The organism is Rhizobium sp. WW_1, from assembly GCF_003610155.1.
Lineage (GTDB): Bacteria > Pseudomonadota > Alphaproteobacteria > Rhizobiales > Rhizobiaceae > Rhizobium > Rhizobium tropici_A.
In genome coordinates, this window is record NZ_RAIN01000005.1 from 336,824 (window position 1) to 349,938 (window position 13,115).

General features: G+C 58.0%; 11 protein-coding genes. 10 read left to right on the plus strand and 1 reads right to left on the minus strand.

Annotated elements, in window-relative coordinates:
* The first annotated feature begins 16 nt into the window (after nucleotides 1–16).
* Genes BJ928_RS17295 through BJ928_RS17305 form a run of 3 tightly spaced genes read left to right on the plus strand, consistent with a single transcriptional unit; the run spans nucleotide 17 to nucleotide 2,851 of the window.
* Nucleotides 17–904, plus strand: coding sequence for a sugar ABC transporter permease (locus tag BJ928_RS17295; RefSeq protein ID WP_052227687.1), 888 nt, complete (start codon nucleotides 17–19; stop codon nucleotides 902–904).
* Between the two features lie 12 nt (nucleotides 905–916).
* The gene (locus BJ928_RS17300; protein WP_047631207.1) at nucleotides 917–1,801 is read left to right on the plus strand and encodes a carbohydrate ABC transporter permease; all 885 of its coding nucleotides are present in this window, start codon (nucleotides 917–919) and stop codon (nucleotides 1,799–1,801) included.
* A gap of 42 nt (nucleotides 1,802–1,843) precedes the next feature.
* The gene (locus tag BJ928_RS17305; protein ID WP_047631206.1) at nucleotides 1,844–2,851 is read left to right on the plus strand and encodes an ABC transporter ATP-binding protein; all 1,008 of its coding nucleotides are present in this window, start codon (nucleotides 1,844–1,846) and stop codon (nucleotides 2,849–2,851) included.
* Between the two features lie 129 nt (nucleotides 2,852–2,980).
* Here the strand turns inward: BJ928_RS17305 and BJ928_RS17310 are convergent, their stop codons facing one another.
* Entirely contained in the window at nucleotides 2,981–4,270 is a 1,290-nt protein-coding gene (locus BJ928_RS17310; RefSeq protein WP_052227646.1) for an ROK family transcriptional regulator, read from the minus strand.
* A gap of 573 nt (nucleotides 4,271–4,843) precedes the next feature.
* Here BJ928_RS17310 and BJ928_RS17315 point away from each other — a divergent pair.
* The 7 genes from BJ928_RS17315 (at nucleotide 4,844) to BJ928_RS17345 (ending at nucleotide 13,031) form a co-directional block, all read left to right on the plus strand.
* Nucleotides 4,844–5,845 carry an ABC transporter ATP-binding protein gene (locus BJ928_RS17315; protein ID WP_047631204.1) on the plus strand — a complete coding sequence of 334 codons (1,002 nt, stop codon included), beginning with the start codon at nucleotides 4,844–4,846 and terminating at the stop codon, nucleotides 5,843–5,845.
* Between the two features lie 13 nt (nucleotides 5,846–5,858).
* On the plus strand, nucleotides 5,859–6,731 hold the full coding sequence (locus BJ928_RS17320) for an ABC transporter permease (protein WP_052227645.1): 873 nt from the start codon (nucleotides 5,859–5,861) through the stop codon (nucleotides 6,729–6,731).
* Nucleotides 6,728–7,537, plus strand: coding sequence for an ABC transporter permease (locus BJ928_RS17325; RefSeq protein ID WP_047631200.1), 810 nt, complete (start codon nucleotides 6,728–6,730; stop codon nucleotides 7,535–7,537). The genes BJ928_RS17320 and BJ928_RS17325 overlap by 4 nt, the downstream gene beginning before the upstream one ends.
* Nucleotides 7,538–7,565: 28 nt before the next feature.
* Nucleotides 7,566–8,612, plus strand: a complete 1,047-nt coding sequence (locus BJ928_RS17330; RefSeq protein WP_047631197.1) for an extracellular solute-binding protein — start codon at nucleotides 7,566–7,568, stop codon at nucleotides 8,610–8,612.
* Between the two features lie 107 nt (nucleotides 8,613–8,719).
* Nucleotides 8,720–10,696, plus strand: a complete 1,977-nt coding sequence (locus tag BJ928_RS17335) for a primary-amine oxidase (protein WP_047631196.1) — start codon at nucleotides 8,720–8,722, stop codon at nucleotides 10,694–10,696.
* Nucleotides 10,697–10,780: 84 nt separating this feature from the next.
* Nucleotides 10,781–11,536, plus strand: coding sequence for a DUF2182 domain-containing protein (locus tag BJ928_RS17340; protein WP_047631194.1), 756 nt, complete (start codon nucleotides 10,781–10,783; stop codon nucleotides 11,534–11,536).
* A gap of 133 nt (nucleotides 11,537–11,669) precedes the next feature.
* Complete coding sequence (locus tag BJ928_RS17345; protein WP_047631193.1) at nucleotides 11,670–13,031, plus strand: NAD-dependent succinate-semialdehyde dehydrogenase; 1,362 nt, start codon at nucleotides 11,670–11,672, stop codon at nucleotides 13,029–13,031.
* Nucleotides 13,032–13,115: the final 84 nt, after the last annotated feature.

A 13,115-nucleotide genomic window follows, 5' to 3' on the forward strand; every position in this document is an offset into this window, starting at 1 on the left:
ATGGGAGGCCTTTCGCGTGATACGCCCAACAACCGCGCGCATCAGTCTGGCGCTGTTCGTTTTGCCGGCATTGACGATTTACATCGCCTTTGCCGTATTGCCACTGGCTCTTTCCATCCTGATGAGCTTCTTCAGCACTAAGGATACTGCCGGGCGCGTGTTCGTCGGCTTGCAGAATTACTACTATCTGTTCACGCATCCCGTCACCAGCGCTCGGTTCTGGAATGCGCTTCTCAATAATATTGAGTATTTCGCTATCCATTTGATCGTTGAAGTGCCAATCGGCCTGTTGCTCGCCGGTCTTCTGACTTCCGGTCTGCTGCGTCGATCCGAAGGTATATATCGCACGCTTCTCTTCATTCCCGCGACGCTTTCTGTAGTCATCGTAGGCTTCATCTGGCGTCTGATCATCAATCCTTTGTGGGGTTTCGTGCATTTCCCGCTGTTGGGCAATGAGATGACGGCCCTGCCCGTGATATCTCTCATGTCTGTTTGGCAATATGTCGGCATTCCCATGATCTTTCTGTACAGTGCCTTGCTGGCGGTGCCTGAAGACATTGTCGAGGCTGCCCGTATCGACGGTGCCAGCAATTGGCGGATCTTCTGGGGCATCAAGTTTCCGCTGATAGCGCCGCAATTCGGATTGATCGTCATTCTGACCTATATCTGGACCTTCAACGGCTTTGATCTCATCTTTGCTCTGAATGGTTCCGCACCAGGTCCGAACTACAGTACGGATATCTTAGGCACTTTGTTTTATCGCACTTTTTTTGGCTCGAGCGGTCAGGTCGCCGATATAGATCTCGGCGCGACCGTCGCAACCGTGATCTTCACGATCATTCTCGTGGTAACGGCGGTCTATTTCTGGCTCGTCCAGCGGCGCCTCAAGACCTATCAGATCTAAGGGGAAATCAGCATGACCCTAGCATTGTCCAACGAGAGCGCGACGCGTTCCACACGCAAGAGCGGCGACGGCCGCGCCTGGTCGGCGGATCGTATCGTCGTTCACGCGCTTCTGATCTTTTTCGTCCTGCTTGCTATAGGCCCAATCCTGATCGTGGTCCTGAACTCTTTCAAGCTGACACCGGCGATCTTCGGCGGTCCGTTCGATCTGCCGACGGCGAAGACATTTAGCGTCGACGGCTATCTGCGCGTCTTCACACGCGGGAATTTCCTCCTGAACTATCAGAACAGCTTGATCGTCACCGTCGTCACCATCGCCCTGACGATCGTCACTGCAACGCTCGCCGCTTACGGCCTTGTGGAATACAAGCTTGGCATTGCGCCCGTGCTCGGCGGACTGTTTATCGTCGGTATCATGCTGCCGATCCGCCTGGGCACTGTTCCGATCCTGCAGATTATGATCTCATGGAACCTGGTGGATACCTTGTCTGCACTGATCCTAGTCTATACCGCCATGAGCATTCCGATCGCCGTCACGCTCATGGTCGCCTATTTCCGTACCGTGCCGACCGAGCTGAAGGAAGCAGCGCGCATCGACGGGGCGGGCGAATTCCGTACGTTTCTGATCGCGCTACCGGTGGTCAAGCCGGGGCTTGCCGCCGTGGCGACGTTGACGATGCTGCCCGTCTGGAACGATCTCTGGTTTCCGCTGGTGCTGGCGCCAAGCAAGAGCAATCAGACAGTCACGCTCGGCGTGCAACAATTCGTCGGACAATTTCTCAATGACTATCCCGCGCTCCTTGCCGCGCTGACGCTCGGCGTCGTGCCGCTGGTCGTGCTCTACATCATCTTCTCTCGTCAATTCATCAAGGGTCTCAGCCAGGGCGTTGGCAAATAGCGTCGCTGTCCTGTTACAATTCTCAAAGATCCGGAGCTTTCCATGGCTGATGTGAAAATCACCAATCTCTACAAGCGCTACGGCGCAGTCGAAGTCCTGAAGAACATCAATCTCGATATCAGATCGGGCGAATTCGTCGCCTTCGTCGGCCCTTCCGGCTGCGGCAAATCCACATTGCTGCGGTGCATCTCGGGTTTGGAGCAGATCTCGCAAGGTACGCTTGAGATCGGTGGCCGTGTGGTCAACGACATCGGCCCGTCGCAACGCGGCATCGCCATGGTCTTTCAGTCCTATGCGCTCTATCCGCACAAGACGGTCTATGACAACATGGCCTATTCCTTGCAGTTGCAGAAGCTGCCGAAGGATCAGATTGACAGGATGGTCATGGCGGCGGCGGAAAAGCTGCAACTCGTGCCCTATCTGAAGCGGCTGCCCAAGGCGCTCTCCGGCGGCCAGCGTCAGCGCGTCGCCATCGGCCGTGCCATCGTGCGCAACCCGAAGGTCTTCCTGTTCGATGAGCCGCTTTCGAACCTCGATGCGGCATTGCGCGTTCAGATGCGCATCGAGATTGCCCAGCTGAACAAGAACCTCTCGGACACGGCGATGATCTACGTGACCCATGACCAGGTCGAGGCGATGACGATGGCTGATAAGATCGTCGTCTTGCGCGATGGTGTAGTTCAGCAGGTCGGCTCGCCGCTCGAGCTATACGAGAGCCCGCAGAACCTGTTCGTCGCCAAGTTCATCGGTTCGCCCGAGATGAACTTCATGACCGGTGATGATGCTAGGGGATACAAGGCGGAAACCGTTGGAGTTCGCCCTGAACACATGAGGATCGAGCCCTCTGGCGGCGTCTGGACCGGTACCGTGATGCATTCGGAAAATCTGGGCGCCGACTCCTACATCTATATCGACATGGGTGGTGCAAAGCCAATCATCATCCGTCAGGAAGGCAAATCGGACTACCGCTCAGGCCAGCACCTGTCCTTTTCGCCGAAGGATGATCGCTACCATCTCTTCGACGCTGGCGGTCGACCGATGGCGCATTGAGCGATGCGCCGGCAGGGCCCCAGTTTGTCGAGCGAGACACTGTGATCGTCGAATATCGATAAGCAAAGTCCGGAGCGCCTGTCGGGTAATATTGAAACAGCTTTTGATAATTATCACGAATCAACCCGCTCATTGCCAGACGGAATCGAATCCTAAAGCGGCCAAGGCGGGATTGGTCGCCATGGGCGTCTTGGTCGCCGTCGCGCGCCATGAGGCGCTCGAAGAGGCCGGGAGCATGGCAATGGCAATCGGCAGTGCTGCTGCGCCGAGTGCTGGCATTTCTGCAGCATGCTCGGCGGGCATCAGGCGTGGCCGGCTGCTGGAGTGCCGATGGGTCATCGACGGGAGTAGCGGAGTTGTGGCGGCGATGAGGCCATCCAGAAGCTCGGTCGGCAGACCGCCGCCGATGACGATGGTGTCGGGATCGAACATGGCTTCGACGTTGCGGATGGCGATGCGCAAATATTGACCCGCTTCCTGCTGCCAGGCCGACAGGCGTGCGTCGCCCGAACGACTGCAGGCGACCAGTTCCTCTGTCGGAACCTCGTCGGGCGTGCGTGTTGGTCCGCAGATCGTCTCCGCTGCTGCGTAAAGGGACACATATTGCTCCAGGCAGCCCCGGCTGCCGCAAGGGCAAAGCCGTCCGCCGGGCTTGACGATCATATGGCCGATTTCACCTGCGCCGCCGAACGCGCCGCGATAGGGATGCCCATCGATGATCAGGCCACCGCCGATGCCGAGATTGAAATGCAGGTAGAAGAAGCTACGAGCGACACGGCCGACGCCATAAAGGCCTTCACCGATGGCGGCGACGGTCGCATCGTTTTCGACAAAGGCTTTGATGCCTGTGAGCTCTTCGAGTTTTGCCACCAGCGGAAACTTGCTCCATTCATCGGCTTCCTGCACCTTGTCGTACCAGAAAGTGCCGTTTTCCACCGTGCCCGGCACGCTGCAGCCTATGCCCCAGATCTTCTCCCGTGCGATCCCGGAGGTCTTGAGCAGTCGGTTGGCCAATGAACCCAGCGCCTCGGCAATCAAGCGGGGTTCGCGCTCGACGAGGTCGCGGCTCTCGCTGGCGATGACGTTGCCGGCAAGATCGACAAGGACGCCGGAAACCCGACGATAGGCCAGCGACAGGCCGATCGTATAACCCCCTTCCGCATCCAGAGACAATTCGACGGCGGGCTGGCCGCGCTGTCCGACCCGCTTGCCTTGCTGGCGGATCAGTCCCGCCATCTCAAGCTCGGATGCTATGTTGGAAATTGCCTGCACGGTAAGGCCGATCATCTGCGCCAGTTCCATGCGGGTGATTGGTCCATTGCGGCGCACGGCGTCGAAAACCGCGCGACGATTGAGCGCCTTGGTCTGAGTCAAATTCGTGCCGGGCAGTGAGCTTTCGCGATCCATTGAATTGAGCATGCCACTTCTTTCGTCAAAGCTTTGATTGCAAGATATTCAAAAACTGTTTAATTAAAAAGTGTTGTGTTATTCTAAGCTGGGAAGTCGGCGAAGAGAACCGCCGGCGGCGCGAGGAGCGTGCGCGTAGACGTAGAATGCTCGTCGCCAAGCCTAAAAGCATGCAACAGCCCATCGTGGATGAGGAGGGTCTATTCCGTGGCTACTGTGACTTTGAGTTTTATGTAACTATTTAGTTATATAATTATCGATCTTTCCAACCTTGGCTCACGCCGAGGACGGTAGTGATTGCGCATGAAAAGCCAAGCATGGGAACTTCTCCGGTCGCAAAAGAGGGCCGCGTCTAAGGAGGGTTTTGCTGTGTGCGTAGAATATAATGTAATTATATCAACTTATTAACATAAATTCCGTCGCAAAACTCGGCTGCTGTAGAAATATGAGATATGTATTGGAGCATCCCACAGTGATTTTTGAATGCGAGAGGCTGCACGCCGCTTGACAGGTGAATTTTACCGCTGTTAGCTATTCACCAAATAGTTATTTATGAGAATGTGAGAGGCATGCAGCATGCGGTCTATGATCGACATTGTGGATGTATCGAAGTCCTTCACGACAAGGGCCGCTGGTCTCGTGACTGCGTTGCACGCGGTCAATCTCACAATCCGCGACAATGAGTTCTTTACATTGCTCGGCCCCTCCGGTTGCGGAAAGACCACGCTGCTGCGATTGATCGGTGGGTTTGAGGCGCCGACGACGGGAGAAATCCGCATAGCCGACATTGATGCCGCCCCATTGCCTCCGCAAAAGCGGCCAGTGAACACGGTGTTTCAGAGCTATGCCCTCTTTCCGCATATGACGATTGCCGAGAATGTTGCCTTCGGCCTCGAAATGCGGCGCGTGCCGAAGGCGGAGATCGACCATCGGGTGCGGGAAGCGCTGAGTATGGTCCGGTTGAACAACTACGCCTCGCGCAGCCCCCGCCAACTCTCTGGCGGCCAGCAGCAGCGCGTTGCGCTCGCAAGGGCACTCGCCCCACGCCCAAAGGTATTGCTCCTCGACGAGCCTCTCTCTGCGCTCGATCTCAAGCTCCGCAAGGAAATGCAATCGGAGCTGAAGCGCCTGCAGCAGGAAACGGGCATTACCTTCGTTTTGGTCACTCATGATCAGGAGGAAGCGCTGGCGATGTCCGATCGCATCGCCGTCATGTCGGCTGGCAACGTCTTGCAGGTCGGCGAGCCGAGGGGCATCTACGATAATCCGCAAAGTCGTTTCGTGGCTGATTTCATCGGAGAATCGAATGTCATCCCAGGCGCTGTTCTCGGCCGCGATCCCAGCATCATGATCGCCGTACGCCCAGAGCGCATCGCTGTTACCCCTGCTGTGAGTGCGGGGCAGGGGCGAGCCAGAGGAAAGATCGCTTCGGTCACTTTCCTCGGCCTAGATACGCTTTACGAGGTCGCGCTAGACGGCGGAAGCAAGGTGCGCAGCCGGTGTCGCGATATCGATCCCCCGTTGATCGCCGGCCAGTCCGTCGTCATCGACTGGCCGAGCGGTGTCGAACGTCATCTGATGGATTGAGGAGACGGGCCGCATGAACGAAAACCGTACTCTGGCTCTGATCGCCCCTGCCTTCCTGGTCATCGGCGTATTCATGGTGCTGCCACTCTGTATCGCCGTGGTTTATTCCTTCATGACCGCCAATCCCTATGGCGGCGTCAGCATGCCTTTGACCTTCGATGCCTATGTGCAGTTCCTCTTCCGGCGGGATTTCGACGATAGCTTGATGTTTTCTTGGAGCTACGTAATTATTATCATACGCTCGATCTATCTCGCGGCGGCGACGACCATCTTCTGTCTCATGCTTGGTCTGCCGGTTGCCTGGTACATTGTTTGCCAATCGCTCCAGCGGCGCCGCATCCTACTATTCTTCGTCACTTTACCATTCTGGATCAATACTTTAATCCGAACCTACTGCTGGGTGTTGATCCTGCGCGACGAGGGGCTTGCGAATAATTTCCTGAAATCGCTTGGCATTATTACCGATCCCTTGCCGCTGCTGTATAATGACGGCTCGATCCTGCTTGGCCTTGTCTACACTTTTCTGCCTTTCATGATCCTGCCTGTATACTCGACGCTCGAGCGCATCGATCCGCGACTGATCGAAGTCGCCTATGATCTCTACGCCAATCGCTATGCGGTGTTTCGTCGGGTGATCTGGCCACTGGCGAAACCCGGTGCGCTGGTTGGTGCCAGCATCGTTTTTGCTCCGGCCTTGGGTTCGTTCCTCGCACCTGATCTCCTCGGCGGTGGCAAGAGGCTTTTGATCGGCAGCCTCGTGCAGATGCAGTTCACCACGTCGCGCAACTGGCCGTTCGGCGCGGCCCTGTCGATCGTCGTGACGATAGGCGTGCTTTTGATATTCCTCGCCCGCTCACGCAAGGTAAAGGAAGAGGGTCGCCCATGAGAACCGTCCGCCCCTTCGATTGGCGCCAAACGCCCGGCCTTTCCGCCTTCACGGCGATCATCATGCTATTCTTCTACGCACCCCTGCTGATTTTGGTGATCTACTCCTTCAACGCCAACCAGCTGGTGACGGTGTGGAGCGGTTTCAGCGTCCATTGGTTCGTGGATGTCGCGGCCAATGCCGATATTCGCCGCGCCGCGATCAATAGCGTTGTCATCGCGATTGCAGCGACGATCGCATCGATGCTGATTGCAACGGCAGGTGCCTTGGCGCTGGAGCGGGGCAATCTGCGACGCGGTCGGGCAACGGTGACGGCCATGATCGCGCTGCCTCTGATCGTGCCTGAAATCATCGTGGCGATCATGACGTTGATCTTCTTCTCGATGATCGGCATGCATAACGGCCTCGTCAATCTCATCATCGCCCACACAGTCTTCTGCATTCCGTTTGCATTGCTGCCGGTGCAGGCGCGCTTGCGCGACATGGGAGGAACGCTCGATGAGGCGGCAAGAGACCTCTATGCCAATGAATGGCAGCTCTTCCGGCGCGTGACGCTGCCATTGCTGATGCCGGCGATCTCGGCTGGTGCCCTGATGGCCTTCGTCGTGTCGCTCGATGATTTCCTCATCAGCCTGATGGTCTCCGGAGCCGGCTCCACGACGCTGCCCGTCTATGTCTACGGCATGATGCGGCTTGGTGTGACGCCGGAGGTCAATGCAATCTCGACCATTCTGCTGGTCGTCTCGCTGATCTTCGTCACCGCGTCGCTGCTGCTCGGACGACGCAGCCAGATGGCGGAACAATAATCTCCAGAAAAACAAGGAAGAGGGAACCATGACCGAATTGAAGAAGACAATTTTCGCCGCCGGCCTTTTGGCGGTGACTGCCTGCGCCATGCCGAATGCAGCCTTCGCCGATGCCGGCGTCCTGCATATCTACAATTGGACCGACTACACGTCCGATGAACTGGTCAAGAAGTTCGAGGCCGAAACCGGCATCAAGGTGACGATCGATACCTACGATTCCAACGAGACCGCGCTCGCCAAGATCAGTTCTGGGGCGTCCGGCTACGACGTGATGATCATCAGCAACGATTTCGTGCCGATCTTCGTCAACCAGGGGCTGTTGCAGGACGTGGGCGTCGCCTCCATGCCGAATTTCAAGAACCTTGACCCCAAATGGCAGAAGCGCCCCTGGGATGCCGATTCGAAATATACCGTCCCCTGGGTGTGGGGAACGACGTCCTACTCGGTGGACACGGCCTTCTACAAGGGACCGACCGACAGCCTGAAGGCGCTGTTCGAGCCCTCGGCCGATCTCAAGGGCAAGATCGGCATGTTCGGCTCGCCGAGCGAGGTCATGTCGCTGGCACTCCTCTACATGGGCAAGGAACAATGCAACACCAACCCTGCCGATCTGAAGCAGCTGGACGCGTTGCTCGAGGCGCAGAAACCGTTCGTGAAGGTCTATAATTCGGACGGCACGACCGAGCGACAGGTATCCGGCGAAACGGTTATGCATGAGCAATGGTCCGGTAAGGCGCTGGCCGCACGCCAGCAGAAGTCGACTATCAAATATGTCTTCCCCAAGGAGGGCGCGATCGGCTGGATGGACAATGTCGCTGTCCCGAAAGGCGCCCCGGATCTGGAAAATGCCAAGAAGTTTCTAAACTTCCTGATGGACCCCGAAAACATCGCCCTGCAGCAGAAGTCGACTGGCTACCAGAGCGCGGTCACGGGTTCGAACAAGTTCCTGCCGCCCGACGTCGGCAACTCGCGAGAATTCAATCCGCCGGCCGATCTGAAGATCGTCTTTGCGCCGTCGTGCCCGGAAAAGGCAACGCGCGCCTACGACCGGATTTGGACCAACCTGCGTCAATGAGATCGAACACGCGGCTGGCCATCTCTTGTGGCTCGCCCGTCATGAAGAACCAAACCGGGTGGCCGTTGGCCCGGCCATCCGCCGGATACGAATAAGGGAACAGTATTATGAACCAGATCGTTCACTCCGCCACAACGCAAACCAGTGCGGCGGCACCGCCTCCGCCAGCTTACCTGAAGGCCCTTTCGCCGTTGAGCGCGGATGAAATTCGCGCCGTCACGGCTGTGATCAAGGCAGATCCAGAGCTGGGACCAGATATTCTGTTCGAGAATATCGATCTTCGGGAGCCGACGCCTTCGGAACATCGCGCCCATCTGGAGGGGCAGACGTTGCCGCGCCAGGCTCGCGTCAACGTCAACCACCTCGATCGACCTGGAGTCTGGCAGCTGATCGTCTCGCTGGCCGACAAGTCAATCGTCAGCCGCAAGCATTTCCCGACGGCGCGCGCCGGCTTCATGGTCGAGCAGATGCTGAGCGTCGAGGTGAACGTCAAGAACGATCCGCGCTTTGTCGAGGCTTGCCGCAAGCGTGGCATTGAAGACATGACCGGCGTCATCGTCGATTCCTGGTCCGGTGGCAATTTCGGTCACAAGGACGAGGAAGGACGCCTGATCTCGCATACGTTTTCCTGGCTGCGCGTCCACGAATTCGGGAACTACTATGCCCACCCGATCGAGGGGCTGAATGCCGTCATCGACGTCAAGACCGGCGAGGTGCTGCGCGTCGACGACTATCCCGATCATCCGCCGATCCCGATGACGCGCTATGATTACGATCCGGAATTCCTGCCGGCCCCGTCAGCCCCGCTGAAGACGCTCGATGTCGTCCAGCCGGACGGCGTGAGCTTCACGATCGATGGCCACGCGATAGCCTGGGACAAGTGGACCCTTGCCATCGGCTTCACGCCGCGCGAGGGGCTGGTGCTGCACGATATCCGCTTTGACGGCCGCTCCGTCGTTCGCCGCGCGGCCATTGCCGAATTGGTCGTGCCTTACGGATCGCCGCTCTATGGTCACGCGCGCCAGAACATCTTCGATGTCGGTGAATACGGTTTCGGTAAGCTTACCAATTCCCTGAAGCTCGGCTGCGATTGCCTCGGCACCATTCACTATCTCGATGCCGAGGTGAACGGCATCAATGGAGAGCCCGTCACCATCGAAAAGGCCGTGTGCATTCACGAAGAAGATGCGGGAGTTCTCTGGAAACACTGGGATTTCCGTACCGGTCGCACGGTGTTGAAGCGCGGCCGCAAGCTGGTGATCTCGTCGATCTGCACGGTCGGCAACTACGAATATGCGCAGTACTGGTATCTGGATCTCGCCGGCGAGATCGAGTTCGAAATGAAGGCGACTGGTATCGTCAACACCAATGCCTGCCATCCGGGCCAGCCCGACAAATATTCGACGGAGATCCAGCCGGGCCTCGGCGCGCCGATCCACCAGCATATTTTCTGCGCTCGTCTAGACGTGGCCGTCGATGGCTCCGGCAACAGCGTCGTCGAAACCAATTCGTTCATGGAATCGACGAGCGATACCAACCCTTACGGCAATGCCTTCCACGCCGAAGATACTGTGTTGAAGACCGAGCTTGGCGCTGCCCGCAGAGCGGACCTTTCCACTCATCGCAGCTGGAAGGTGATCAATCCTAGCAAGCTCAACCATGTCGGCAAGCCGGTGGGATACAAGCTGCACGCACCCAATTGCGTAACGCCGATGATCCAGGAAGACGGCCCTTCGGGTATCCGTTCGAATTTCATCCGCAATCACATTTGGGTTACGCCCTATGACGAGAACGAACGCTATCCGGCTGGCGAGTTCGTTGCGAATTCGGACGGCTCCGGCGGTCTCGCCGAGATCATCAAGCAGGATCGTCCCGTGGAGAACACCGACATCGTGCTTTGGCATTCCTTCGGCCTGCACCATGTCGTCCGTCCCGAGGATTTCCCGGTACAGCCCTGCATATCATGCGGTTTCTCGCTGGCTCCGGCGGGTTTCTTCGAGATGAACCCCTCGAACAACCTGCCAAACACGATCAACAATGCGAGCGTCCTTGCGACGGACGGCTCGAAAGGATGCTGCTGCTGATCTCCTCAAATAAGGCAGCAGCTCACATGGCCGCTTCGGGCCACGAAGCGGCCATGTGCCTGACATCAAGCTCCGGGCGATATTGTGACCTATACGACCATGATGTTTCGTGACACGCAGATGCAGGCGATCCTTGTCGGGATCTCGCTTGCAAGCGCGTTCTGCTGGTGGCTTCTCGTCGTGGCAATGCCGATGGACGGTGCGGCTATCTGCGGCGTCGATGGCATCGGATCAACCATACCCGCCTGGAACATGGGTCGCATGTTCAGCCTATGCGCGATGTGGGGCGTTATGACACCGGCGATGATGTTGCCGGCAGCGACCATTTCGATCCTGCTGGTATCCTGGGAACGACGCGGCGACCGAATGGTCTATGCAATCGCCACGTCGTTCGCCGGGGGGTATCTCCTGATCGTCTTGTCCTGCAGCACCGTTGCTGCTTTGGCGCAGTGGATGTTGGAGTCAACCGGCGTCATGATCAGCTCAACGACGATCGCTGACCCGTTGCTGAGCGGTCTTCTACTCCTTGCGGCTGGGTTTTATCAATTGTCTCCGCTCAAACGCCCGGCCGCGCCGCTTTGCGGCACGTCATCCCGTGGTAATGCGAGGGATCACGCGGCGATGAACAAGGGCTTCATGCACGGCTGTTCCCGTTTCGGCTGTTGCACCGGCATGATCTGCCTGCAATTTGCCGGCGGCGCGATGAATATCGGCTGGATGGTATTCCTCGCTGCTTGGATGACAGCGGAGGCAGTCTTGCCGTGGAAGCGGCACGTCGCTGTCCTCGCAGGCACAGCATTGCTTGTGGCCGGCGGACTGTGTTTGGAGGGCAGGTTTTGAGCGCTGGCACATTGGCGCATGAGCGCCCGACGCAAGCCTCTTTGCAAGGTTTCGGACCCGGTGCGCACTTGCCGTCGCCTGGCTCGCCCATGATTTCGGTAGCAAGGATCGACGATCTTCACAGGAGGACAAAATGAGCTTTCAATCCTATAATCCCACAACCGGCGCACTCATCGCAACTTACGAGGAGCATAGTGATCCCGAAGTCGAGCGCTTGCTGCAGCAGTCCCATGAGACCTGGAAACGCTGGTCGCTGACGCCAATCGAGGAACGCTGCGCTTTCCTCGTTCGGCTTGCGGACCTGTTGGAAAGCCGCGCCGAAGAATACGGTGCCCTTATCGTATCGGAGATGGGCAAGCCGCTCGCCGAGGCTGTGGGCGAAGTGAAGAAATCGGCCTTCGGAGCGCGCCATTTTGCAAGCGACGGGCCTGCCTATATCGCAGACGAGGCGATTCCCGGCACGCCTGGCAGGATCACCTATCAGCCCATCGGCCCGATATTCGGCGTCATGCCCTGGAACCTGCCGTTCTGGCAGGTACTGCGTTTCTTCATCCCGGCTGCTCTGGTCGGCAATACCGTCGTCGTCAAACATGCCGAAAGCGTGCAGGGATCGGCGGCAGCGATCGAGAAGCTTATTCTCGATGCCGGGGCTCCCGCAGGTCTTTACACCAATCTTGTTATCGACCGCCGACGGGCACCACAGGTTATCGGCGATGCGCGTATTGCCGCAGTGACGGTGACCGGCAGCACGCATGCTGGACGTTCCGTCGCTCAGCAAGCAGGCGCACTTGGCAAGAAGGTCGTGCTCGAACTTGGCGGCTCGGATCCATTCATCGTTTTCGCCGATGCGGATTTCGATAAGGCCGTGCAGATGGCCGTCGTCTCGCGTTACTCCAACAATGCCCAAAGCTGCATCGCTGCAAAGCGGCTTTTCGTGGAGGAGACGATCGCCGATCGATTCACTGCCGCTTTTGTCGAGGCTGTGAAAAAGATCCCTGTCGGCGATCCGATGAGACCGGAAACGAAGCTCGGACCGCTGGCGCGCAGGGATATTCGCGAGGTCGTCGAGCGTCAGTTGAAGGATGCGGTTGATGCTGGCGCGAAGGTATTGGCAGGTGGCAAGCCAATCGAGGGACCGGGCAATTTCTACGAGGCAACGGTGCTCTCGGATCTTCCTCATGACGCTCCGGTCGCCCGAGAGGAGTTCTTCGGGCCGGTTGCAATGCTGTTTACCTTCAAGGACGAGGAGGACGCGATCCGTCTCGCCAACGACACGGAGTATGGTCTGGGAGCAACCGTTTGGAGTGGCAATCCCGAACGAGCCGAGCGCGTTGCTCGGCGCATCGAGGCCGGCGCCGTGTTCATCAACGATTTTGTTCGCTCGGACCCACGGGCGCCTTTCGGCGGCGTCAAGGGATCTGGCTTCGGCCGCGAACTTGGCGGTCTTGGCGCGCGCGAATTGACGAACGCGAAACTTGTCTGGACAGGCGCGTAGCACCTGTAGTTTTGCCTTGGCGGCTTGACGTGGACGTTACGGTTTCGGCAGCGGCGGGCCGCGAAGGGAAGAACAGGCGCATGC

Bases quoted from the DNA above. Each gene is read 5' to 3' on its own strand.
- BJ928_RS17300 (WP_047631207.1), top strand. From the start codon at position 917: ATGACCCTAGCATTGTCCAACGAGAGCGCGACGCGTTCCACACGCAAG.
- BJ928_RS17305 (WP_047631206.1), top strand. From the start codon at position 1,844: ATGGCTGATGTGAAAATCACCAATCTCTACAAGCGCTACGGCGCAGTC.
- BJ928_RS17310 (WP_052227646.1), bottom strand. From the start codon at position 4,270: ATGCTCAATTCAATGGATCGCGAAAGCTCACTGCCCGGCACGAATTTG.
- BJ928_RS17315 (WP_047631204.1), top strand. From the start codon at position 4,844: ATGATCGACATTGTGGATGTATCGAAGTCCTTCACGACAAGGGCCGCT.
- BJ928_RS17320 (WP_052227645.1), top strand. From the start codon at position 5,859: ATGAACGAAAACCGTACTCTGGCTCTGATCGCCCCTGCCTTCCTGGTC.
- BJ928_RS17325 (WP_047631200.1), top strand. From the start codon at position 6,728: ATGAGAACCGTCCGCCCCTTCGATTGGCGCCAAACGCCCGGCCTTTCC.
- BJ928_RS17330 (WP_047631197.1), top strand. From the start codon at position 7,566: ATGACCGAATTGAAGAAGACAATTTTCGCCGCCGGCCTTTTGGCGGTG.
- BJ928_RS17335 (WP_047631196.1), top strand. From the start codon at position 8,720: ATGAACCAGATCGTTCACTCCGCCACAACGCAAACCAGTGCGGCGGCA.
- BJ928_RS17345 (WP_047631193.1), top strand. From the start codon at position 11,670: ATGAGCTTTCAATCCTATAATCCCACAACCGGCGCACTCATCGCAACT.